The sequence below is a fragment of the Actinoplanes sp. NPDC051411 genome, assembly GCF_040682075.1.
Lineage (GTDB): Bacteria > Actinomycetota > Actinomycetes > Mycobacteriales > Micromonosporaceae > Actinoplanes.
In genome coordinates, this window is record NZ_JBFBAD010000052.1 from 36,097 (window position 1) to 58,409 (window position 22,313).

A 22,313-nucleotide genomic window follows, 5' to 3' on the forward strand; every position below is an offset into this window, starting at 1 on the left:
CCAATATTGCACTGTCCTCCCGAACCCCGCTTCACCCGGGGGCGATCTTGCCCGCGAGCCTACGCGAAGAGGGCACTGCCCCAGAAGTCACCGGAGGTGGAAACCCCCGGTGGGCAGGCGTACAAACCGGATCCGACGTGTTCGATGTATTCGTTGAGCGCGTCGTTCTCGGCCAGTTTGCGTTGCAGCGGCACGAACTGATCGCGCGGATCCTTCTGATATGCGATGAAGAACAACCCGGCGTCCAGTTCGCCGGAATCGCTGAACATCCCGTCGGTATACGAATATCCACGCCGGAGAATGCGCAGCCCGCCGTTGTTCTCGTGCGCCGCCAGACGCATGTGCGCATCCATCGGGATCACCGGCTGACCACTGGAGTCCTTGGCCGCGAAATCGGGGTCGGAATGCTCCTGTCCCCCGGTCAGCGGAGCGCCGGCCACCTTCGTACGCCCGAAGACCGCCTCCTGGTCGGACAGATAGTCGCGGTCCCAGGCCTCGATCTTCATCCGGACCTTGCGCGCGACCAGGTAGCTGCCGCCCCGCATCCACGCCTGCTCGCCCTCGGAGCCGACCCACACGTGCTGGTCCATCAGGCCGGTGTCGGCGGTCTCGATGTTGCGGGTGCCGTCCTTGAAGCCCATCAGGTTGCGCGGCGTCTCCTCGGCCGCGCTCGTCGAGGCGGCCTTGCCGAAGCCGAGCTGGGACCAGCGCATGGTGACCGTGCCCCGGCCGAGCCGGGCCAGGTTGCGGATGGCGTGGAACGCCACCACCGGGTCGTCGGCGCAGGCCTGGATGCACAGGTCACCGTTGCTGCTCGCCGCGTCGATCTGGTCCTTGGGAAAGTGCGGCAGGTCGGCCAGGGCGGCCGGACGCTTGCCGGCGAGCCCGAACCGGCCGTCGAACAGCGACGGTCCGAACCCGATCGTGACCGTCAGGTTGCCCGGGGACAGCCCGACCGCCTCACCGGTGTCGGCCGGCGGCGCGGCCGGGGTGGTGCTGTCGCCGGGCACCATCTCGCCGGCGCACATCGCCGCCGCGGCGGCGGTCCAGGTCTTGAGCAGTTCCTCAAGCGCCGCGCGGTCGGTGGTGACGAGGTCGTACGCCGCGAACGCCAGCCGCTGCTGGGGTGGCGTAGCGATGCCGGCCTGCCGGGCGCCGTGGAACGTCACCCGGTCGTCCGGGGCCGGCGTGGCCTTCTCCGGTCCGGCGACGTGTCCCACCAGACCACCGACACCGGCACCGGCGACGGCCACGCCGCCGAGCAGAAATCCACGCCGGGAGGCATTCATCAGAGCGTGACCTTAGCTGCCACCTGGGACAGGGGCTCGGCGAGGGCGTCGACCTTCTGGGTCAGCACCTTGCGCTGGTCTTCCTTGACCGTCGTGTAGTCGACGTAGGTGTCGCCCCGCTTGAACGGCTTGATCGAGTCGAGCACCGAGGCGAACTGCTGCCGCACGGTCGAGGACAGCGTCGGGTCGATCTTCTCGAGAGCCGGCTGGAGCAGGCTGAAGGCTTCCTGGGCACCGGTCACGTTGGCCTCGAAGTCGGAGAGGTCGGTGTGGCTGTACCGGTCCTCCTCGCCCGTGATCTTGCTCGAGGCGACCTCGTTGAGGAGCTCGGTCGCGCCGTTGGCGAGCTGGGCGGGCTGGAACTTGACGGTCGCGACCAGCGTCTTCAGCTTGGCCACGTCCTGGTCGAGCTTGGTCGCGACCGGCGCCAGCCCCTTGGTCGACTTGTCCTCCCAGAGGCCCTTCTCGATGCGGTGGAAGCCGGTCCATTCGGCCGGGTTGTCGACGTCGTCGATGCGGGCGTCGAGGTCCGGGTCGAGGTCACCGAAGCTCTCCGCGACCGGCTCGACCTCCTCGTAGAAGTACCGGGCCGGGGCGTACGCCTTCTTGGCCGCGTCGAGGTTGTTGGACCGCACCGCGTCGGTGAAGGTCTTGGTGGCCGGGATCAGCTTGTCCACCTCGGCCGCCACGTACTGCTGGTATCTGGTGGTGGCGTCGGTCAGCGCGGTGCCCACGGCCGCGTCGGCCGAGCCGGCGGCCGCGCTGCCGCTGACCGTGAAGTCGACCTTCTCGGTCTTCGCGTTCGGGCAGTAGACCGTGTACTTGCCGGCGTCCAGCTTGAGGGAGAACGAGCCGGACAGGCCCGGGGTCAGGTTCTCCTTCTCACCCATGATCGTGTCCCCGCGAAGCAGTTCGGCCTCGGTGACCTTGGTGGCGGTGGTGTTCTTGATCTCGAAGTTGATCGGGCCCGCGGTCGCGGTGGCCGGCGAGGGCGTGCAGCCGTCGTCGGTGACGTTGATGGTCACCTTCGCCGCGCCCGGGGCGGCACTGTCCGACGTGGAGGAGGACTTGTCGTCCGCACAGGCGGCCACACCCGTCACGAGGACGAGCACGGGAAGGCTCCGCAGTGCGGTGCGCATGATTTTGGGCATGGTGAAGGCACTCCTTGTACGAACAGCAGGTGGCGAACTCAGACCGAGGCGTTGACCGACTGACGCTGAGCGACGGGACGGGACGGGCGGCGCCGCGGCCACGCCACGTAGGCGACGATCGGTACGGCGTAGACGAACCAGGCGATGGTCTCGGAGACCGTCGGCTTCGACTGGATGCCGAGCACGCCGGTGAGCAGCGACGACAGCACGGTGCCGGGCCGGACGAGCCAGGTCAGATCGGCGGCGGTGGAGTGACCCGCGGTGAGCCAGCCGGCCTCGAACGCGGTGTGCACGGCGGTCATCGCCAGCCCGGCCGCGACCAGGGCGAGCACCAGGCCGGTGATCTTGAAGAACCGGCCGAGGTTGAGGTGGACACCGCCGCGGTAGATGCCCCAGCCGAGGCCGACCGCGATGACGATGCCGATCAGCGCTCCGGCGGTCGCGCTGCCCGCGCTGCTGCTGTTCTGGATGACGGCGATCAGGAAGACCGCGGTCTCGAAACCCTCGCGGAGGACGGCCAGGAACGCCATCACGACCAGGGCCCGGGCCGAGCCGGCGGCCAGCGCCTCCGAGGCGGCGCCCTCCAGCTCCTTCTTCATGGTGCGGGCGTGCTTGGTCATCCAGAAGATCATGAAGGTGACCATGACCAGGGCGAACAGCCCGACGACGGTCTCCAGACCCTCCTGGGCCTTCTGCGGCAGCTCGCGGGAGAGCACGAAGAGCGCGATGCCGACGGCCAGGCAGAGCACGACCGCGGCGCCCACACCGGACCACACCTGCTTCAACGCATCACGGCGCCCGGCGTGGTTCAGGAACGCCGCGATGATCCCGACGATCAGTGAGGCCTCGAGACCCTCGCGGAGTCCGATCACCAGCGTGGGAATCACGCGTTCCTCCAAGGTAAAGCGAGGGTTCCCTAAGTTAGGTTCGCCATACCTTACGCAGACCGGCCGGACGTTCGTCAAGTTGCCGCCGTATCACTCCGGTCACAAGTAAGGGGCGACGTCACACGACGTCGCCCCTTATTCGGATCGGTGAAATCAGTGCCGGTCGAACTCTCCGGCCCGCACACCCGCGATGAAACCGGCCCAGTCGGACCGCTCGAAGGTGAGCACCGGACCGCTGACGTCCTTGGAGTCACGCACCAGTACGGAGACCGGTGCGTCGGCAACCTCGACGCAGTGTCCGGCGGCGCCGCTGCGCGTGCTCTTACGCCAGGTGAGGGTGGCGTCGTCCTGCATCGTCGTTCCCTTCGTTGACCGAAAAATGCAGGTCCCATTTCAGCTCAGAAAGCTGATCGACAGCGCAGACATTCCTCCCTTTCAGCGACGACCGTTCGGCTCTCTTCCGCCGACAATGCGCGTTCCCGCAGGTCATCGAGGGCGTCCTGGTAGACCTCGACCTCGTCGGGTGTCACCCGGAAGAGACCGCCCGTCAGCCCTTCGCTGTGCACCACGGGAGAGCGCGTACCCTCTTCGAACTCCAACACCATGAACGACTCGGTCTGGCCGGCGTGCGCGCCGGCCGAAAACGGCAGCACCAGAAGCTCGAGCCCGGGCCGGTGGCTGGCGTCGACCATCCGGGTCAGCTGACGGCACAGCACCTCGCGGCCGCCGACCTCCCGATAGAGGACGGCCTCGTCGACGATGAGCTGCAGCGACGGCGGCGGGTCGCGGGACAGCACGGCCTGACGGGCCATCCGCAGGGCCAGCCGGCGCTGAATCGTCTCGGTGTCGCCGATGTCGGCACCGACCTCGATCACGGCCCGCGCGTATTCGTCGGTCTGCAACAGACCCGGCACGATCTGGGCCTCCCACTCGCAGATCGCGATCGCGTCGGCCTCGAGCGCCACATATTCGTCGTAGGGGTCGGGGACCGACGACCGGTAAGGCGTCCACCAGGCCCGGACCCGGCTGCGACGAGCCAGGTCGCGGAGGCGGTCGCGGTCCTCCAGGCGTACGTCATAAGCCGTGAGAAGCCGATCGAGATCGGCCTCGGTGATGCCGGTGTGAGCCGTCTCGATCCGGCTCAATTTGGACTCTGACCATCCCAGAGCCGATGACACGTCGGCGCCCCGTCGGTCGCCACGGAGGCGGCGCAGCTCGGTGCCGAGCTCGCGCCGCGCCGTCGAAGTCGGCCTTGCCACGCTGACACCTTAACGGCGGCTCGGTCGCGGACTGCAACTTGCAGGACACGCTATGCACTTGCCTGCAGGTCAGGTGGCATGTCGTAATGAAAAGGACCAAGGGAGCAGGTGGCGGCAACCGCCGGTTCCGGGCCCCGCTCGCCCGCCGAGCGGGGCCCAATGCCCCGTAACGGTTGCGGCGCCCGGATGGGCACGCTTTCCAGATGTACGCGCGCAGGTCGCGCCCCGACCGCAGCGCGGGCCGTCCCGCCGTCACGTCACGCCGGCTCGCTTCCCGTGCCACGAGTGTCGTGCTCCGGCGTCGCACCCTCATGCCTCCCAGAATGGTTACGGTCGCCCGGCGGATGCGTTTCTTGCCGCATAGCGAACGGGGCGACAGGCCTAAGCCCGCCGCCCCGTTCATCCCCCCGGTTTGGTACCGCGCGCGTCCGTGGGACCCCCCGATCACCAATGACGCTGCGTGCATGTAGCTTCACACTCAGCACACATCGCTGTCAAGCTAATCCGCAGATTTCCTGATTTGCCGGTCCCGTTCGGGCACGAGCGTGCACAACCGCCCCACCTGCAACTATGCCCGCCCCCGCCGGGCCGGAATGGTCGGAACGGGGCCGGCACAGAATGGCTCGCGGGCACGCTACTGCACCCTTTCGCCATTCACGGGCGCCAAAAACCGGACATCGGCCGGGAAAACGCGATCCAAGTACGAAATCGCCAACAAAAAGCGAGAACCGTGCACGATCGCCCGCCCCGCCGAGCAAAAGCAGGCAGCCCCACGCGAACCGAGGTCCGCCCCTGCCGTCCCTCCCGAACTGTTCCGAAGCGCCCGAGCTTCCCGGGCCAAAGGCCGGGCGGCCCTCCCCATGAAGTCGAGCAGCCGGACCACGTTGCGGTCGCCGGGCTGGACGGCCACCTGCCGGCTCGAGCGGCGCCGTCGCGGCCGAGCGGTCCGGAGGCCCCACCCGGCCGACTCGGACGCCGCCTGAATCAAATCCCGGGCCGCCCAGTAATCGCGGCCCTTCGGGTGACCAGCCGCGCAGAGGACGGCGGCCTTGGCCGCCACCTCGGCCTGATAGATCGGGAGCACCACCGGAAGTCAGACACGAGCAGATCAAATCGCGGCCGCCCACCAGAGGCTCAGGCGCAAACCCAAACAAATCGCGGCCGCTCACCAGCGGCCAGATGCGGGCCGGATCAGGCCGGCCACCTGCCAGGGGGTGAGGCACGAGCCAGATCAAATGTCGGCCGCCCGCCAGCAGGCCAGGCCCGGCCGGATCAATGCCGACCACCCGCCAGCGCGCCACGTGCGGGCCGGATACAAATCCCGGGCGCCTGCCAGCGGGTCAGGCGCGAGCCCGATCAAATCCCGGCCGCCCACCAGCGGGCCAGGCCCGGCCGGATCGATGCCAGCCACCCGCCAGCGCGCCATGTGCGGGCCGGAGCAAATCGCGGCCGCCGCCGGCGAGTCGGGCGCGAGCGGGATCAAGTGCCGGCCGGCTGCTGGCGGGTCAGGTGCGGACGGCCGCTACGAAGGCGCGGCCGGCGCCCGCGAGCTTGATGTGGCCGGCCGAAGCCGGGGCGTAGGCGGCGCTGCCCGCCGGCACGTCGACCGGGGTGCCGTCGACGCTCTCGCCCACGAACAGGTCGCCCGCGACCGTGATGACGATTCGCGCGCCGTGGGCCGGCACCTCGGTCGGTGGGCGGGTGCCGTCGAGGTCCACGGCGTACAGGATGAAGTCGCGCACCGGGACCGCCCAGGTCTTCACCCCCGGCGCGACCGGCGTCGCCGGGAGGATCGGATCTTCCAGCACCTCGAAGACCAGGACCCGCAGCAGCTCGTCGACGTCGACCCGCTTCGGGGTGAGGCCGCCGCGCAGCACGTTGTCGCTGGCCGCCATCAGTTCGACGCCGGTGCCGCGCAGGTAGGCGTGCAGGTTGCCGGCCGGCATCCAGATCGCCTGGCCCGGCTGCAGCCGCACGTGGTTGAGCAGCAGCGCGACCAGCACGCCCGGGTCACCCGGGTAGTGGCCGGCCAGCCGCGCGGCCAGGTCGGCGTCGGGCGACGGCGCGGCCTCGGCCGCCTCGGTCACGGCCTCGACCATCGGCTTGCGGTCGGCGTCGGGCCAGGTGAGGAGGTCGCGCACGGCCGTACGCAGGTCGCCGGCCCGCAGCGCCCGCACGACCGGGGCCAGCGCCGGGATGCCGAGTGCCTCGATCGCCGCGGCCGACGTTTCCGGCGACCGGAACCCGCACAGCGCCTCGAACGGCGTGAGCGCGACCAGCATCTCCGGTTTGTGATAGGCGTCGGTGTAGTTCCTGGGCAGCGACGGGTCGGCCTGCTGCCGGGCGTAGGCCTGCTTGGCGTATTCGCTGTCGGGGTGGGCCTGCAGCGAGAGCGGGCTCTCGGCGGCGAGCACCTTCATCAGGTAGGGCAGCCGCGGGCCGAACTCGGCCGCGACTTCCGGGCCCAACTGGCCGGCCGGGTCGGAGGCGATGAGCGTGTCCAGCGTGATAGGGCCGTCGGGCCGGATCACGGTGGCCGGGTCGTCCGGGTGGGCGCCGAGCCACAGCTCAGCCTCGGGCTCCCGCGTCGGCGCCGGCCGGCCCTGCAGCTCGGCGATGGAGGTGCGGGAGCCCCAGGCGTACGGGCGGACGATGCCGGTCAGCGGATACACGCTCATATCGCGCAAAATATCAGCCGGCGCGCGCCCCAGACCGCCCCCACCCCGGAACTGGGTGGGGGCGAATTCAACCAGCCGGGTATGACAGTTTGCGGCGATCGTCCACAGCTCAGGCGTTGGCGGGAGCGGCGCCTTCCTCGATCTCGGCCTCCTGGCCGGGGTGGAAGATGTCGGGCTCGATGTAGATCACGCGGGCGATCGGGACCGCCTCGCGGATGCGGGTCTCGGTCTCGTCGATGTGGCGGGCCAGGTCATCGGCGCGCTCGGTGCGCGGGACGGCGATCTTGACTGCCACGAGGAGTTCTTCGGGGCCGAGGTGCAGCGTCTTCATGTGGATGATCCGCTCGATGCCCTCGCCGGCGAGGACCGCCTTTTCGATCTTGCGGACGTCTTCCGGGTTGGCGCCCTCGCCGATCAGCAGGCTCTTCGTCTCGGTCGCCAGGATCACCGCGATGACCACCAGGAGCAGGCCGATCGCGGCGGTGCCGATGCCGTCCCAGACGCCGTTGCCGGTGATCAGGGTCAGCACCACGCCGAACAGGGCCAGCACCAGGCCGACCAGGGCGCCGGAGTCTTCGAGCAGCACCACCGGGAGCTCGGGCGCCTTGGCCCGGCGCACGTAGTTGACCCACGAGGTCTTGCCGCGGGTGTGGTTGGACTCGCGGATCGCCGTCATGAACGAATAGCCCTCGAGGCCGGTCGCGATGACCAGCACGACCACCGGCACCCACTGCCACTCGTGGATCGCCTCGGGGTGCCTGATCTTGTGGTAGCCCTCGTAGAGCGCGAACAGGCCGCCGACGCTGAACAGCACGATCGAGACGATGAACGCGTAGATGTAGCGCTCGCGGCCATAGCCGAACGGGTGCTCGGGCGTCGCCTTCCTGCGCGACTGCTTGCCGCCGACCAGCAGCAGCAGCTGGTTGCCGGAGTCGGCCACCGAGTGGATCGCCTCGGCCAGCATCGACGACGAGCCGGTCAGCCCGGCCGCGATGAACTTGGTGACCGCGATGCCGAGGTTGGCCGACAGCGCGGCGATGATCGCCTTGGTGCCGCCCTCAGTGCTCATGCGGGAGCCCGGTCGCGCTCGTCGGGAAAAGGGCGGAAGTCACTGGATTCCCTCGGGCATCGGGTTGGACAGCTCCTTCATCTCGTTTATCGCCGGCACGGCCATCGGGTCGAGCCCGTGCGCCAATGCTAGATAGAGCGATGCGAAATCAGGAACCGCGGTCAGGGAGGCGAGCCGCTCGAGCGTCGAGGCACCCTCGGCGGTGAGCACGTCGCAGCGCACGCCACGCCGCTCGGCCAGGGTCTGCACGGCGTCGGCCCGGCGCTCCTCGACCGCGACCGGCTCGTCGGCGTCGTCCTCCGGGTTGAGCCCGCCGTCGCGGAAGATGACCAGCCGCAGGCGGGTGAGCTCGGACTCGTCGGCGTCGGGGTCGGCGAAGATGTCGCGCGACGTCTCGGCCAGGCCGCCGAAGACGCCGTCGAGCAGGCCGACCCGGCCGCGGCCGGCCTCGCCGAGCGCGCCCGCCATCACGGGGTAGCGCGCGTTGGCGGCCAGCGTGTCGGCGAACCGCCGAGCGGCGACGGTGGCCAGCGGCGACGAACCCCAGACGATCGGGATCGAGCCGGCCAGGCCGAGAGCGAGCGCCTTGGCCGGGTTGACGAACGAGTCGGCACCGGGGCGGCAGCGCTCGGCGTCGGCGTCGAGCCGGGTCGCGGTCTCGGCCAGATCGGCCTCGTTGACCTTGACCAGGCCGATCGCGCGGGCGGCCAGCAGCACCGGCACGGCCAGGCCCCAGAGGCTGGCCCGGGCCGGAGCACGGCGCGGCACCGGGATGAACGGCGCGCGGGCCCGCTCGGCCATCGCCTGCAGTTCGGTGTCGGGGTTGCCGATCGCGACCAGGCGGGCGCCGCGCCGGGCGGCCGCGTCGGCGGCGGCCAGGGCCTCGGGGCTGCGGCCGGAGGCCGAGACGGCGATGACCACGTCGGCCGCGCCGACCCAGCCGGGCACGCCGGCGCTGCGGTGCCCGATGATCGGCACCGGGCAGCGCGGGCCGGCCACGGTGGCCAGGATGTTGCCGGTCAGGCCGGCGGTGCCGATGCCGGCCACCACCACGGCTCGTGGGCGGCCCTCGTCGGCCAGCGCACTCAGGTCGGCCTCGGCGGCCAGCGCCGCCGACTCGCGCACCTGGGCGCCGGCTGACGCGGTGGCCCGCAGCATGCCGCCCGGGTCGCTGTCGAGCATCGCCTTCTCGTTGTCGAGCAGCGACTCGTCGACGATGCGGTGGCCGTGGACGCCGGTGACGCCGCCCTCCATCGGGTTGGCCATCAGGACGCCTCGGTGGGGCTCGCCGGCGGGCGGGCCTCGTCCAGCAGCAGGATCGGGATGTCGTCACGGACCTCGAAGACGCGCCCACACTCCGTACAGGTGAGGGTCTGCGCATCAGCGTCGTGGGTGAGGGGCGCGTGATGCGTGTCCGGACAGGCCAGGATGTCCAAGAGCTGTGGATCGAGGGCCACCGAACGGCTCCTTACGGGTATCGGAAGGGTGAGTCCACTGATCCTAGCCTCGGACGATGGCCAGCACTTCGTCGCGCAGGGCGGCCATCCGGTCGGGCTTGACCGCCTCGACGTTCAGGCGCAGCAGCGGCTCGGTGTTGGACGTCCGCAGGTTGAACCAGGAGCCGTCGGCGAGCCGCGCGGTCAGGCCGTCGAGCTGGTCGAAGTCGGCGTCGGGGAACGCGGCCCGCACCGCGGCCACACGGGACGGTGCATCGTCCACGGTCGAGTTGATCTCGCCGGAGGCCGAGTAGCGCTCGTATTCGGCGGCGAACTCCGACAGCGGCCGCTCCTGCCCGCCCAGCGCGGCCAGCACGTGCATCGCGGCCAGCATGCCGGTGTCGGCGAACCAGAAGTCGCGGAAGTAGTAGTGCGCCGAGTGCTCGCCGCCGAAGACCGCGTTGGTGCGGGCCATCTCGGCCTTGATGAACGAGTGCCCGACCCGGCTGCGGACCGGCTGACCGCCCTGCTCGGTGACGATCTCGGGGACGGCCGACGAGGTGATCAGGTTGTGGATGATCGTGCTGCCCGGGAACTTGGTCAGTTCGCGTACGGCAACGAGGGCGGTGATCGCCGAGGGCGACACCGCGTCGCCGTGCTCGTCGATCACGAAGCAGCGGTCGGCGTCGCCGTCGAAGGCGAGTCCGATGTCGGCGCCCTGGGCCCGGATGGCCTCCTGGAGGTCGACCAGGTTGGCCGGGTCGAGCGGGTTGGCCTCGTGGTTGGGGAAGGAGCCGTCGAGCTCGAAGTAGAGCGGCACGATCTCGAGCGGCAGGGCGGGCAGCACCTGGTCGCCGAGCACGGCCGGAACCGTGTAGCCGCCCATGCCGTTGCCCGCGTCGACGATCACCTTGAGCGGCCGGATGCCGGACAGGTCGACCAGCGACCGCAGGTGGGCCGCGTAGTCGGCGAGCAGGTCGCGCTGCTCGACCCGGGACGGGCCGTCGGCCTCGGCGTTGAGGTCGGAGAGCAGCTCCTCGGCGCGGCGGCGGACCACGGCCAGACCGCTGTCCTGCCCGACCGGCTTGGCCCCGGCCCGGCACAGCTTGATGCCGTTGTATTGCGCCGGGTTGTGGCTGGCGGTGAACATCGCGCCGGGCAGGCCGAGCGAGCCGGCCGCGTAGTACAGCTCGTCGGTCGAGCCCAGGCCGATGTTGATCACAGCCACCCCGGCCGAGTTGGCGCCCCGGGCGAAGGCGGCGGCCAGACCGGGACCGGACTCACGCATGTCGTGAGCGGTGACGATCCGGTCCGCGTCGTCGCCCGATTCGCGGAGCATCTCGACGAACGCGGTGCCCAGTGCCCGGGCCACCGTCTCGTTGAACTGCTCCGGAACCGTGCCGCGCACGTCGTACGCCTTCACGATCTTGGACAGATCAGACAATGCTCGCTCCTCAGCCAGGTGATTTCACGCCGAGACTAACGGAGCAGAGGCGGTCAAAGGGCCGCAACGGCATCGCGACAGGCCCGGTCAACCGCCCGGGTGGTCTCCGGCCGCCGATATCGCGGGGTCAGCACCTCGGGCCGCACTTGGAGGCCGTCGAAGCCGTCGAGCAGGGCGGCGAGCGGATGGCGAACCGTAGAACTTGTTAGTGAACGTGATGCGGGTCACGATGGGTGGGACTGGAGGTACGCCCATGCCCAACCCGTGGCTCGCCCTCGACCTCGGCACGGATCCCGCCGAGCGCATCCAGCAGGTGGGGCGCGCCCACGAAAGGTTCGTCACCGGGGCCGAGCCCGCCCCGGGCATGCGGCCGGTGGTCGCCGACTCGTGGAAGCGGTCGGCCGACGCCCTGCACACCGCCGACAGCACCGCCCCGATCGAGCTCTCCGACGGCGAGCTGGAGGCCTATCGGGCCGCCCATCCGCTGGCCCGGGTGCTGCCGATCTTCCGGGACCTGCTCGGCGGCCTGGCCGAGGACGGCGATCATCTGATGGCGGTCTGCGACGCCTACGGGCGGCTGCTGTGGGTCGAGGGCACGGCGCCGGTGCTGGCCGGCGCCGAGGAGATGAACTTCGTGCCCGGCGCCCGCTGGGACGAGGCGCACGCCGGCACCAACGCGCCCGGCACCGCGCTCGCCGTCGACCACCCGCTGCAGATCTTCGCCACCGAGCATTTCAGCCGCCCGGTGCAGCGCTGGACGTGCGCGGCCGCCCCGATCCACGACCCGGCGACCGGGCGGCTGCTCGGGGCGATCGACGTGACCGGCGGCGACCATCTGGCCAACCCGCACAGCCTGGCCCTGGTGCGGGCGACCGCGCTGGCCGCCGAGGCCTACCTGGGCAGTCACCGGACGTCGGCGTCGGCCGCCGGCACGGTGACCTCGCTCGGCCGGGACGAGGTGGTGCTCTGCTCCGGCGGGCGCCGGCTGCGCCTCGGTCGACGGCATTCGGAACTGCTCGTGCTGCTCCTGGCGCACCCGGAAGGGCGTACGGGAGATCAGTTGGCATTTGATCTTTATGCCGACGACCTCAATCCGGTGACCGTACGGGCCGAGCTGTCCCGTCTGCGCCGCACGCTCGGGCCGGACCTGCTCGATTCGCGGCCCTACCGGCTCCGGGTCGAGCTCGACGCCGACTTCGCGGCGGTCACCCGGCTGCTGGAGCACGGTCGCGTGGCCGAGGCGCTCGACGCGTACGCGGGACCGCTGCTGCCGTCCTCGGACGCGCCCGGCGTGGCCCGCCTGCGCCGGCTGATCGAGGGCCAGTTGCGCGGCGCGGTGCTGGCGAGCGGCGACCGCATCCTGATGCGCACCTGGCTGCACGCCCCGTACGGCGCCGACGACCTGCAGATGTGGGAGGGTTACGCCCGCCTGCTGCCGCCCGGCTCGCCGATCCGCCCGCTCGCCGAGGCCCGCATCCGGCAGCTGGCGATCGAGTACGGCGTTGCAACGTCCTTGCAACGTCGCTGAACGTAGCGTCGCCCGTACCCCGACAGAGGTACGGAGGCTGATCATGACCACTTATTCCCCGCCCGGCTCGGACGGCTCGATCGTCAGCTACCAGTCGCGCTACGACAACTACATCGGCGGCGAGTGGGTCCCGCCGGCCAAGGGTCAGTACTTCGAGAACCCCTCCCCGGTGACCGGCGAGACCTTCACCGAGATCGCCCGCGGCACCGCCGACGACGTCGACAAGGCGCTCGACGCGGCGCACGGCGCGGCCGACGCCTGGGGCCGCACCCCGGCCGCCGAGCGGGCCAACATCCTCAACAAGATCGCCGACCGGATGGAACAGAACCTCGAGAAGATCGCGGTCGCCGAGGCCTGGGAGAACGGCAAGCCGGTCCGCGAGACCCTGGCCGCCGACATCCCGCTCGCCATCGACCACTTCCGCTACTTCGCGGGCGCGATCCGGGCCCAGGAGGGTTCGGCCGGGGAGATCGACGACGACACCGTGGCGTACCACTTCCACGAGCCGCTCGGCGTGGTCGGCCAGATCATCCCCTGGAACTTCCCGATCCTGATGGCGACCTGGAAGCTCGCCCCGGCCCTGGCCGCCGGCAACGCGGTCGTGCTCAAGCCGGCCGAGCAGACCCCGGCCTCGATCCACTACTTGATGTCGCTGATCGGCGACCTGCTCCCGCCCGGCGTCCTCAACATCGTCAACGGTTTCGGCGTCGAGGCCGGCAAGCCACTGGCCTCGTCCAACCGGGTCGCGAAGGTCGCGTTCACCGGCGAGACCACGACCGGCCGCCTGATCATGCAGTACGCGTCCGAGAACCTGATCCCGGTCACGCTGGAGCTCGGCGGCAAGTCGCCGAACATCTTCTTCGAGGACGTCAACCGCCTCGAGGACGACTTCCAGGACAAGGCGCTCGAGGGCTTCGCGATGTTCGCGCTCAACCAGGGCGAGGTCTGCACCTGCCCGTCCCGCGCCCTCATCCAGCAGAGCATCTACCAGGACTTCCTGGCCGCCGGCGTGAAGCGGGTCGAGAACCTGAAGCAGGGCAACCCGCTCGACACCGACACCCAGGTCGGCGCCCAGGCGTCCAACGACCAGCTCGAGAAGATCCTGTCCTACCTGGACATCGGCCGGCAGGAGGGCGCCAAGGCGCTGACCGGCGGGGCGCGGGCCGACCTGGGCGGCAACCTGTCCGGCGGCTACTACGTGCAGCCGACGATCTTCGAGGGCAACAACTCGATGCGGATCTTCCAGGAGGAGATCTTCGGGCCGGTGCTGTCGGTGACGTCGTTCGCCGACTACGCCGACGCGATCAAGGTCGCCAACGACACCCTGTACGGCCTGGGCGCCGGCGTGTGGACGCGGGACATCAACCAGGCGTACCGGGCCGGGCGCGCGATCAAGGCCGGTCGGGTGTGGACGAACTGCTACCACCAATATCCGGCGCACGCCGCGTTCGGTGGCTACAAGCAGTCCGGCATCGGCCGCGAGAACCACAAGATGATGCTCGACCACTACCAGCAGACCAAGAACCTCCTGGTCAGCTACTCCCCCAAGGCGATGGGCTTCTTCTAGGCCATGGTTACCCGAGTAGATGTGACGCCCGCGGCGGCCGGCATGATGCGGCAGCTGCGGGACCAGCACGGTCCGCTGATGTTCCACCAGTCGGGCGGCTGCTGCGACGGCAGCTCGCCGATGTGCTACCTGGAGGGCGAGTTCCGGACCGGCAAATCCGACGTGCTGCTCGAGTCCCTGCGCATCGAGGGGGTCCCCGAGCCGATCACGTTCTGGATGTCGGCCTCGCAGTTCGAACTCTGGAGGCACACCCACCTGACGGTGGACGTGGTCCCCGGGCGCGGCGCCGGCTTCTCGCTGGAGGCGCCCGAGGGCGTACGTTTCTTGATCCGTTCCCGTCTGCTCACATCGGACGAGTTGGCGGAATTGTCCGCCTGAGCGGACGGAAGAACGCCGCGGCGCGTAAGCGTCGCGGCGTTTCCGTGGGACTTTGTCCGTCAGATGTTCCCGAGCTCGGCAAGAGTGGTTTTTGGGTCCCGAAAGCGTGCCGTTCCGGGCCCGGCCACCGGTGAGGGGGCTTCCGAAGGAGCAAAGTCGTCCTCCTCGGACGAACTGGGGAGGGTCAGATGCGCTTGTCGCGCTCGAAGAAGGCGGTGCTGGTCGGCACGGCGCTGCTGACGATCGGCGTGGCCGGCCGGGCGGCGGCCGGGGAGGCGCCACATCGGCACACCACGGCGGCACCGACCTTCGAGACGCCGTCGCCGGCGCCCTCGCATGCCGTCCGGCCGAAAAAGAAAACCGCGGCTCACACGGTCGCGGCGCACGCTCCGGCGGCACCCGAGCTGGGGAAGAAGACCGGCGGCCCGGCGGGCAGCCACCTTTCCACCGGTACGTCCGCGGTAGCGCTCACCTTCGACGACGGCCCCGACCCGGTGCAGACCCCGCGGATGCTGAAGTTGCTCGCCCAGCAGCACGTCCACGCCACGTTCTGCCTGATCGGAAAGAACGTGCGGCGGCACCCCGAGCTGGTCCGCCAGATCGTGGCCGGCGGCAACACGCTGTGCAACCACACGTGGAGCCACAGCCTGACCATCGGCAAGCAGCCGGCCGCCCGGATCCAGGCCGACCTGCGGCGCACCAACGACGCGATCCACCAGGCCGACCCCAAGGCCAAGATCGAGTATTTCCGCGCCCCGGGCGGCAACTTCACGCCCCGCCTGGTGGCGACGGCCAAGTCACTGGGCATGACCTCGGTCTATTGGAAGGTCGACCCGCGCGACTGGGATCACCCGAAGGGCGAGTCGGACGCCGCCCACAGGGCCCGCGTCATCAGCACGGTCGAGAAACACGTCGGCAAGGGCGCGATCATCCTGTCCCACGACTACAACCAGCCCGACACGATCGCCGCCTACCGCAGCCTGATTCCCTGGCTCCGCCACCGATACCGGCTGGTCGCCCTTCCCGTCTGAGGGGTCAGTGGGAAGGCGGGATGACCCGAAGGTGACCGCGGCGGCCGGTCTGGTGGCCCGGAAGGTGGTCGTCACCGTCGGTGCGCGGGGGTGGCGCGATCGGCGGGCGGGCCGCCTCACGGACGGCGTCGGCCAGAGCGACCAGGTCGTCGGTGGTGGGCGGGGGCGGGGCGAAATCGCCGTCGTGGCGGACCAGTTCCCAGCCTCGGGGGGCGGTGAGGCTGCGGGCGTGGGGCTCACACAGGTCGTACGTATGGGGTTCGGCGAACGCCGCGAGGGGGCCGACGACGGCCGTCGAGTCGTTGTAGACGTAGGTCAAAGTGGCGACCGCCTGTCGGGGACAGCCGTTCCGGGAGCAGCGCCGTGGTGACCTCACGGCGGCACGTTATCTCTCCCGCGCCTCGCGTGCGTGCCGTTGCACCGCGACACGCCGACCCGCGATTGCATCACGATTCGGTCATGGGCGCCCGACACGCCGACTCCATGGGACGAATTAGCCGGTCGGACACGCGGCGGAACCCGCCTGAGCACGATGATCGGTCCCTAGGGACTAGTCTTGCCGAGTGACCACCAGCTCCGAGCGCCGCCGCAGCGAGCCGGGCCGCCCGGAACAGGCCAGGCTCGCCCGCAAGTCCGGGCCCGGTCATCCGGCCCGGCGCGACCGGCACGGGCGCGGCCTGCGGGGCCGCCTGGTGCCGGCGACGGTGCCGCTCGCCCGCACCAAGGCCGAGATCTTCGACGACCTGGTGCTGGACACGGTCGAGGGCCTCGAGCGGCGCTATGCCAAGGAGCTGGCCGGCGTCGAGTTCGCGGTCGAGGACGTGCCGCCCGAGCTGAATGTCTACGACTCCGACGTGCTCGAGGACGGCGAGGTGCCGCTGGCCCGTCTGCTGCCCGGGCGACCCGGCCGGCAGGAGCTCCCCCCACGGATCGTGCTCTACCGGCGGCCGCTGGAATTCCGGGCGATGGACCGCGAAGACCTCGCCGACCTCGTCCACGACGTGATCATCGAGCAGGTCGCCAACCTGCTCGGAGTGGATCCCGACGAGTTGAGTTAGCTGTGCTTGTGCGCTCGACCGCGCGTGCGCCGCTGGGAGTTGATGAGTTCGTGCTGCCTTCGACGACGGCTTCGCCGGCGGCGAACGAAGCCCCAACTCATCAACGCGGCAACGCGCTCCTCGCTAGGCGACCCGGCGCTTGAGCTTGCGGCGTTCGCGCTCGGACAGTCCACCCCAGATGCCGAAACGTTCGTCGTGGCCCAGCGCGTATTCCAGGCAATCCCCCTTGACCTCGCACCGGCCGCAGATGCGCTTCGCCTCGCGCGTCGACCCGCCCTTTTCGGGAAAGAAAGCTTCCGGATCAGTCTGCGAACACAGCGCCCGCTCCTGCCACTCGGGCGCGTCCCCGAGCAGGTCTACCCCTTCAACCTGCGCTTCCATCGGCGTGCCTCCCAATTCCTCGCGCCGGCAGTGACACCGACGCTGACCCCCCACGCACGCGGCGTGTTTTTTGTGGGCGGAGGCGATTGCGCTGCATCTCCATCCCACAACCCCACCGAAATTACACGCGTGTAAGACGTGCGTCGTCAAGCCGAACCTGATAAATAGGCCCGTTTCCCCGGCACGCCTGAGGCGCAACGTGGTCCCGTTCCTGCCCTATCTGTCAGGAGCGCCGGTAGGTAACGCTCACCCACCGTCGCACGTCCAATTTAACCCGATTTGTGACCTTGGCGCAGCCGGTGCCCCAGCTCATGTGACACAAGACGCAAACACGACAGACGAGGACGGCCAGGCAGTGATAGCCCGGCCGCCCTTCAGTCAAACGTGATCAGCCAAGAAAAGATCAACGGCGTCCGTACACGGTGGTGCGTTCGACGGCCGGACGACCGGCGCCGGCCGCGAGTTCCTTGAGCTCAGCGACCGTACGCGCGGAACCGTGCTCGGATCCCGCCATGCGGGAGATGGTCTCCTCCATCAGCGTGCCGCCGAGGTCGTTGCACCCGCCGTTGAGCATCGCCCGCGTGCCCTCGTCGCCGAGTTTCACCCACGAGCACTGGATGTTGTTGATGCGGCCGTGCAGCAGGACGCGGGACATCGCGTGCACGACCCGGTTCTCCCGCCAGGTCGGGCCCGGGCGCGCGATGCCGGCCAGATAGATCGGCGCGTTGGTGTGGATGAACGGCAACGCCACGAACTCGGTGAACCCGCCGGTCTTGTCCTGGATGCCGGCCAGCACCCGGAAATGGCCGAGCCAGTGCCGCGGGTGGTCGACGTGGCCGTACATCATCGTCGAGCTCGACCGGATGCCCACCTCGTGGGCCGTGCTGACCACCTCGACCCAGGTCGCGGTCGGCAGCTTGCCCTTGGTCAGCACCCAGCGCACGTCGTCGTCGAGGATCTCGGCCGCCGTGCCCGGGATCGTGTCGAGCCCGGCCTCCTTCAGCCGGGTCAGCCACTCGCGGACCGGAACACCGGCCTTCGACGCGCCGGTCACGATCTCCATCGGCGAGTAGGCGTGCACGTGCATGCCGGGCACCCGCTCCTTGATCGCGCGCACCAGGTCGGCATAGGCCGTGACCGGCATCTTGGGGTCGATGCCGCCCTGCATGCAGACCTCGGAGGCGCCGTCGGCCCAGGCCTGCTCGGCCCGGTCGGCGACCTGGTCGACCGAGAGGCGATAGGCGTCGGCGTCCTTCTCCCGCTGGGCGAACGCGCAGAACCGGCAGCCCACATAACAGACGTTCGAGAAGTTGATGTTGCGGTTGACGACGTACGTGATGTCGTCGCCGTTGACCTCCTTGCGCAGGTCGTCGGCGATGCGGGTCAACTCGTCGAGCGCCGAGCCGTCGGCGTTGAACAGGGCCATCGCCTTGTCCTCATGCTCCGGCAGCAGCAGCGCGGCCGGATCTTCGGCCGCCAGCTTCAGCCCGGCGAGCACATCGGTCGGCGTGGTCCGGCCGGTGTCGCTCTTGATGTGCGCGGCGACCTCGTTCCAGTCGCCGTAGACGTCGTTGAAGTCGGACCGCCGGTCGTCCGTGCGGCCGGTCGTGTCGATCGTGGCGAACAGGTCGGTGCGACCGGTGCCGAACACGTCGTCCGGCTCCTGCCACGGCCGGCCCTCGACCACCGCGTCCTCACGGGCCAGGCCGTCGTCGCCGGCCAGCGCCGCCACGTGGGCGGCCACCCGCGGGTCGAGCCAGCCCTCGGACGCCCGGCGCACGAACTCCGGATAGATCGTCAGGCGCTCGCGCAGCGTGAAGCCCGACTCGGCCGACTTCTCCCGCAGCAGATCGATCTGCGGCCACGGCCGCTCCGGGTTGACGTGGTCGGGCGTCACCGGCGAGACGCCGCCCCAGTCGTCGATGCCGGCCCGCAGCAACAGGCTGAACTCGGCGTCGATCAGGTTGGGCGGGGCCTGGATGCGGGCCCGCGGACCCATCAGAACACGGCCGACGGCCACGGTCGCGGCCAGCTCGTGCAGCTCGGCGTCGGGCATCCCGCGCATCGCCGTGTCGGGCTTCGCCCGGAAGTTCTGGATGATCACTTCCTGGACATGGCCGTATTCGCGGGCGGTGCGGCGCATCGCGAACAGCGAGTCGACGCGCTCGGCGCGGGTCTCGCCGATGCCGATGAGGATGCCGGTCGTGAACGGGATCCCGACCCGGCCCGCGTCGTCGAGGACACGCAGGCGAACCGCCGGATCCTTGTCGGGCGAGCCGAAATGCGGACCGCCCGGCTCCGAGAACAGACGGGTCGCGGTCGTCTCCAGCATCATGCCCATGCTCGGCGCGACCGGCTTGAGACGCTGCATCTCGGCCCAGCTCATCACGCCCGGATTGAGGTGCGGCAGCAGGCCGGTCTCCTCGAGCACGGCGATCGCGCACGCGCGCACATAGTCGAGCGTCGAGTCGTAGCCACGCTCGTCGAGCCACTGCCGGGCCGCCGGCCAGCGCTCCTCCGGGCGGTCGCCGAGCGTGAACAGGGCCTCCTTGCAGCCCTGGGCGGCGCCCTCGCGGGCGATCGCGAGCACCTCGTCACGCTCCAGGAACGCGGCCGGAAGCCGGTGCGGCACGGTCGCGAACGTGCAGTAGTGGCAGCGGTCCCGGCACAGCCGGGTGAGCGGGATGAAGACCTTGCGGGAATAGGTGACGACGCCCGGCCGCCCCGCCTCACGCAGGCCGGCATCGCGGATGTTGCCGGCGATCCCCAGTAGTTCGTCGAGCCAGGGGCCGCGGGCGCCGAGCAGCGCGGCGGCCTCGTCGGCATCGATCGCTTTGCCGTCGGCGGCCCGGCGCAGCGCCCGGCGAATGCTCGCCTCGGTCGGCTGCGATTCCAAGTTGACCTCTACCACGCAAGCAGCCTAGGCCGGAATCTCGATGGCTGCCGACGCCCTCGCAGTGTCCTGGGACACCAACGCCCGGAAGAGGTGATCCCTCTCCCGGGCGCGGCTCGATGTGATCAGCGGAAATCAGCTGCGTGGCGGGTCGGGCTCGGCGGGCCCGAAGCCGGGCCGCGGTTCGTCGAGCTTCTCCGTACGGTCGTCCGCCGGCTGCTGCGGGACCACCTGGGTGGGCTCGCTGAACGGGGGCGCGGCCGGGCTTCCGTGCGGTTGCAGCGGCATCGGCGGCTGATTCCAGGACGGGGCCGGCGTGGCATCCGGGTAGGCCGGGCCGCTCTGGAACGGCGGCGCACTCTGGGGCGGGGCTTGGAAGGGCGGCGCGCTCTGCGGCATGCCCTGCGGCTGGCCCTGGAACGGCGGGGCGCTCTGCGGCGTGCCCTGCGGCTGGCCCTGGAACGGCGGGGCGCCCTGGAACGGCGGCGCACCCGGGGGCGTCGGTTGCCCGTACGTCGTCGGACCGTAGCCGCCGGGAGGCGGCGGCGGACCCGGGTGGCCGGGTGGCGGCGGCCCGAAGCCCGGCTGGCCCGGGAAAACGCCCGGGTTGAACGGCGGCTGCTGGCCATAGACACCGGGCGCGGGGCGCGGCGGCTTGGGCGCGGTGTAGAGCCGCTGCCAGATCAGGAAGACCGCGTAGCCCGCGACCGCGAGCACCGCCAGCCAGCCGAGACGCACGAGCAGGCCCATGAACGCCGCCCGGGCCCCGGCGTCGGCGGCCAGGTTGATCAAGCCGACCAGCAGCCCGAAGAAGACGCCGAAGAAGGCGGCCACCGCGTATTCGATCAGGGCGGTCAGCACGACCAGGCGCGCCTTCGGGTGACGCGGCTGCACCAGCAGGGCAAGGAGAACCGCGGCGATCGGGAAGGCGACGGTCGGCAGATTGACGAACTCGCCGAAGCTCGCCTCAGTGCGGCCACCGAACTGGTCGGAGCCGTCCGGGATCAGATCGACGATCGCCACCAGGAGCCAGATGCCGGTGGCACCGAGCAGGGCATAGGTCGCGAGATCGCGCAGCGGGCGCAGGATCTGCCCGACGGGCGTGCTCTCCGGGGGGCTGCTCACTGTTTCTCCCTACGGGCGTCTTTCGGATCTTTCGGGTCGGCCCAGCGTAGACCGATGTGGCACGCGGCACCGATACCCACCGGCGCGTTCTGTCATACCTGTGCGGGAGGATGGGTGGCATGCGGATCGTGGTCCTCACCGGCGGCATCGGCGGTGCGAAATTCCTGGTCGGGGTGCGCGCGCGGGCCCGAGCTATCGGCGCCGACGTCACGGCGGTGGTCAACGTCGGTGACGACGTGCGCATGCACGGCCTGCAGATCTGCCCCGACCTCGACAGTGTGATGTACACGCTGGGCGGCGCCCACGACCCCGAGCGGGGCTGGGGCCGGGTCGGCGAGACCTGGGTGGTCAAGGAGGAACTCGCCGCCTACGGCGCCGAGCCGTCGTGGTTCGGCCTGGGCGACAAGGACACGGCCACCCATCTCGTACGCACGCAGATGCTCACCGCCGGCTACCCGCTGTCGGCCGTGACCGCCGCGCTGTGCGACCGGTGGAAGCCGGGCGTGACCATGCTGCCGTCGACCGACGACCGGCTCGAGACCCACGTGGTGGTCGACCTCGACGGCGAGCGCAAGGCGATCCACTTCCAGGAGTGGTGGGTGCGCTACCGCAGCGCCCTGCCGACCCACCGGTTCGTCTTCGTCGGCGCCGACGCGGCCAAGCCGGCCCCCGGCGTGCTCGAGGCCATCGCGGCGGCCGACGTCGTGCTGATCGCCCCCAGCAACCCGGTCGTCAGCATCGCCCCGATCCTGGCCGTCGCCGAGGTGCGCGACGCGATCGCCGGGGGCCCGGCCCCGGTCATCGGCGTCTCCCCGATCATCGGTGGCTCCCCGGTGCGCGGCATGGCCGACAAGTGCCTGGCCACGGTCGGGGTCGAGGTCACCGCGGCCGGCGTGGGAGGGCTCTACGGCGCCCGCTCCGACGGCGGCCTGCTCGACGGCTGGCTGGTCGACTCGTCCGATTCCTCCGCGACGGTGCCCGGCGTCCCCACGCAGGCGGTGCCGCTGTGGATGAGCAGCGAGGCCGCGACCGCGCAGATGGTCGCCGACGCCCTGGCCTTGGCCGGACTCGCCTGACCGAGGTGGGGCCGCGTGGTCCCCGCCCGGACACCGGGCTAGCTTGGGCACGACTCGTTGAAG

20 protein-coding genes are annotated in these 22,313 nt (G+C 70.3%); 6 read left to right on the forward strand and 14 right to left on the reverse strand.

What is annotated here, in order from left to right; translation table 11 throughout:
• Window positions 1–59: 59 nt before the first annotated feature.
• The 10 genes from efeB to AB0M88_RS27075 all read right to left on the reverse strand — a co-directional run bounded on the left by efeB (window position 60) and on the right by AB0M88_RS27075 (window position 11,213).
• Entirely contained in the window at window positions 60–1,289 is a 1,230-nt protein-coding gene (efeB, locus tag AB0M88_RS27030; RefSeq protein WP_364106923.1) for an iron uptake transporter deferrochelatase/peroxidase subunit, read from the reverse strand.
• Complete coding sequence (gene efeO, locus AB0M88_RS27035) at window positions 1,289–2,440, reverse strand: iron uptake system protein EfeO (protein ID WP_364106925.1); 1,152 nt, start codon at window positions 2,438–2,440, stop codon at window positions 1,289–1,291. The genes efeB and efeO overlap by 1 nt, the downstream gene beginning before the upstream one ends.
• A gap of 38 nt (window positions 2,441–2,478) precedes the next feature.
• A complete protein-coding gene (gene efeU / locus AB0M88_RS27040; RefSeq protein WP_364106927.1) occupies window positions 2,479–3,327 on the reverse strand; it encodes an iron uptake transporter permease EfeU in 849 nt (282 codons plus the stop codon).
• Window positions 3,328–3,480: 153 nt separating this feature from the next.
• The gene (locus AB0M88_RS27045) at window positions 3,481–3,681 is read right to left on the reverse strand and encodes a DUF397 domain-containing protein (protein ID WP_364106929.1); all 201 of its coding nucleotides are present in this window, start codon (window positions 3,679–3,681) and stop codon (window positions 3,481–3,483) included.
• A gap of 44 nt (window positions 3,682–3,725) precedes the next feature.
• Window positions 3,726–4,586, reverse strand: a complete 861-nt coding sequence (locus AB0M88_RS27050; RefSeq protein WP_364106931.1) for a helix-turn-helix transcriptional regulator — start codon at window positions 4,584–4,586, stop codon at window positions 3,726–3,728.
• A 1,505-nt stretch (window positions 4,587–6,091) separates the two neighbouring features.
• On the reverse strand, window positions 6,092–7,258 hold the full coding sequence (gene manA, locus AB0M88_RS27055) for a mannose-6-phosphate isomerase, class I (protein WP_364106980.1): 1,167 nt from the start codon (window positions 7,256–7,258) through the stop codon (window positions 6,092–6,094).
• 115 nt (window positions 7,259–7,373) lie between these two features.
• Complete coding sequence (locus AB0M88_RS27060) at window positions 7,374–8,333, reverse strand: cation diffusion facilitator family transporter (protein WP_364106933.1); 960 nt, start codon at window positions 8,331–8,333, stop codon at window positions 7,374–7,376.
• 39 nt (window positions 8,334–8,372) lie between these two features.
• The gene (locus AB0M88_RS27065; RefSeq protein ID WP_364106982.1) at window positions 8,373–9,587 is read right to left on the reverse strand and encodes an SIS domain-containing protein; all 1,215 of its coding nucleotides are present in this window, start codon (window positions 9,585–9,587) and stop codon (window positions 8,373–8,375) included.
• Window positions 9,588–9,598: 11 nt separating this feature from the next.
• Window positions 9,599–9,790, reverse strand: a complete 192-nt coding sequence (locus AB0M88_RS27070; protein WP_364106935.1) for a Trm112 family protein — start codon at window positions 9,788–9,790, stop codon at window positions 9,599–9,601.
• A gap of 43 nt (window positions 9,791–9,833) precedes the next feature.
• Window positions 9,834–11,213, reverse strand: a complete 1,380-nt coding sequence (locus AB0M88_RS27075; RefSeq protein ID WP_364106937.1) for a phosphomannomutase/phosphoglucomutase — start codon at window positions 11,211–11,213, stop codon at window positions 9,834–9,836.
• A gap of 253 nt (window positions 11,214–11,466) precedes the next feature.
• On the opposite strand from AB0M88_RS27075, the gene AB0M88_RS27080 reads away from it, so the two are divergent.
• From AB0M88_RS27080 to AB0M88_RS27095, 4 genes are all read left to right on the forward strand, one after another.
• Window positions 11,467–12,741 carry a GAF domain-containing protein gene (locus tag AB0M88_RS27080; RefSeq protein ID WP_364106939.1) on the forward strand — a complete coding sequence of 425 codons (1,275 nt, stop codon included), beginning with the start codon at window positions 11,467–11,469 and terminating at the stop codon, window positions 12,739–12,741.
• 43 nt (window positions 12,742–12,784) lie between these two features.
• Window positions 12,785–14,308, forward strand: coding sequence for an aldehyde dehydrogenase (gene adh, locus AB0M88_RS27085; RefSeq protein WP_364106941.1), 1,524 nt, complete (start codon window positions 12,785–12,787; stop codon window positions 14,306–14,308).
• 3 nt (window positions 14,309–14,311) lie between these two features.
• Window positions 14,312–14,686, forward strand: coding sequence for a DUF779 domain-containing protein (locus AB0M88_RS27090; protein WP_364106943.1), 375 nt, complete (start codon window positions 14,312–14,314; stop codon window positions 14,684–14,686).
• Window positions 14,687–14,874: 188 nt separating this feature from the next.
• Window positions 14,875–15,717: a polysaccharide deacetylase family protein gene (locus AB0M88_RS27095; RefSeq protein WP_364106945.1), complete on the forward strand. Its 843-nt coding sequence runs from the start codon at window positions 14,875–14,877 to the stop codon at window positions 15,715–15,717.
• Between the two features lie 4 nt (window positions 15,718–15,721).
• Here AB0M88_RS27095 and AB0M88_RS27100 read toward each other — a convergent pair whose 3' ends face one another.
• Window positions 15,722–16,093 (reverse strand): DUF3499 domain-containing protein, encoded by a 372-nt coding sequence (locus AB0M88_RS27100; RefSeq protein WP_364106947.1) that lies wholly within the window; start codon window positions 16,091–16,093, stop codon window positions 15,722–15,724.
• Window positions 16,094–16,409: 316 nt separating this feature from the next.
• Between AB0M88_RS27100 and AB0M88_RS27105 the strand changes: the two genes are divergently transcribed.
• Window positions 16,410–16,775 (forward strand): metallopeptidase family protein, encoded by a 366-nt coding sequence (locus AB0M88_RS27105; protein WP_203773585.1) that lies wholly within the window; start codon window positions 16,410–16,412, stop codon window positions 16,773–16,775.
• A gap of 123 nt (window positions 16,776–16,898) precedes the next feature.
• On the opposite strand, the gene AB0M88_RS27110 is transcribed toward AB0M88_RS27105, so the two are convergent.
• The 3 genes from AB0M88_RS27110 to AB0M88_RS27120 all read right to left on the reverse strand — a co-directional run bounded on the left by AB0M88_RS27110 (window position 16,899) and on the right by AB0M88_RS27120 (window position 21,174).
• Window positions 16,899–17,156 (reverse strand): WhiB family transcriptional regulator, encoded by a 258-nt coding sequence (locus AB0M88_RS27110; RefSeq protein ID WP_364106949.1) that lies wholly within the window; start codon window positions 17,154–17,156, stop codon window positions 16,899–16,901.
• A gap of 403 nt (window positions 17,157–17,559) precedes the next feature.
• Window positions 17,560–20,067 carry a bifunctional FO biosynthesis protein CofGH gene (locus AB0M88_RS27115; protein WP_364106951.1) on the reverse strand — a complete coding sequence of 836 codons (2,508 nt, stop codon included), beginning with the start codon at window positions 20,065–20,067 and terminating at the stop codon, window positions 17,560–17,562.
• A 117-nt stretch (window positions 20,068–20,184) separates the two neighbouring features.
• Complete coding sequence (locus AB0M88_RS27120; protein ID WP_364106953.1) at window positions 20,185–21,174, reverse strand: hypothetical protein; 990 nt, start codon at window positions 21,172–21,174, stop codon at window positions 20,185–20,187.
• 119 nt (window positions 21,175–21,293) lie between these two features.
• Between AB0M88_RS27120 and cofD the strand changes: the two genes are divergently transcribed.
• Window positions 21,294–22,250: a 2-phospho-L-lactate transferase gene (gene cofD, locus AB0M88_RS27125; RefSeq protein ID WP_364106955.1), complete on the forward strand. Its 957-nt coding sequence runs from the start codon at window positions 21,294–21,296 to the stop codon at window positions 22,248–22,250.
• Window positions 22,251–22,313: the final 63 nt, after the last annotated feature.

Excerpts from the sequence above, each read along its gene's own strand:
- efeB (WP_364106923.1), bottom strand. The coding sequence starts at position 1,289 with ATGAATGCCTCCCGGCGTGGATTTCTGCTCGGCGGCGTGGCCGTCGCC.
- efeO (WP_364106925.1), bottom strand. The coding sequence starts at position 2,440 with ATGCCCAAAATCATGCGCACCGCACTGCGGAGCCTTCCCGTGCTCGTC.
- AB0M88_RS27045 (WP_364106929.1), bottom strand. The coding sequence starts at position 3,681 with ATGCAGGACGACGCCACCCTCACCTGGCGTAAGAGCACGCGCAGCGGC.
- AB0M88_RS27060 (WP_364106933.1), bottom strand. The coding sequence starts at position 8,333 with ATGAGCACTGAGGGCGGCACCAAGGCGATCATCGCCGCGCTGTCGGCC.
- AB0M88_RS27065 (WP_364106982.1), bottom strand. The coding sequence starts at position 9,587 with ATGGAGGGCGGCGTCACCGGCGTCCACGGCCACCGCATCGTCGACGAG.
- AB0M88_RS27080 (WP_364106939.1), top strand. The coding sequence starts at position 11,467 with ATGCCCAACCCGTGGCTCGCCCTCGACCTCGGCACGGATCCCGCCGAG.
- adh (WP_364106941.1), top strand. The coding sequence starts at position 12,785 with ATGACCACTTATTCCCCGCCCGGCTCGGACGGCTCGATCGTCAGCTAC.
- AB0M88_RS27090 (WP_364106943.1), top strand. The coding sequence starts at position 14,312 with ATGGTTACCCGAGTAGATGTGACGCCCGCGGCGGCCGGCATGATGCGG.
- AB0M88_RS27095 (WP_364106945.1), top strand. The coding sequence starts at position 14,875 with ATGCGCTTGTCGCGCTCGAAGAAGGCGGTGCTGGTCGGCACGGCGCTG.
- AB0M88_RS27110 (WP_364106949.1), bottom strand. The coding sequence starts at position 17,156 with ATGGAAGCGCAGGTTGAAGGGGTAGACCTGCTCGGGGACGCGCCCGAG.
- cofD (WP_364106955.1), top strand. The coding sequence starts at position 21,294 with ATGCGGATCGTGGTCCTCACCGGCGGCATCGGCGGTGCGAAATTCCTG.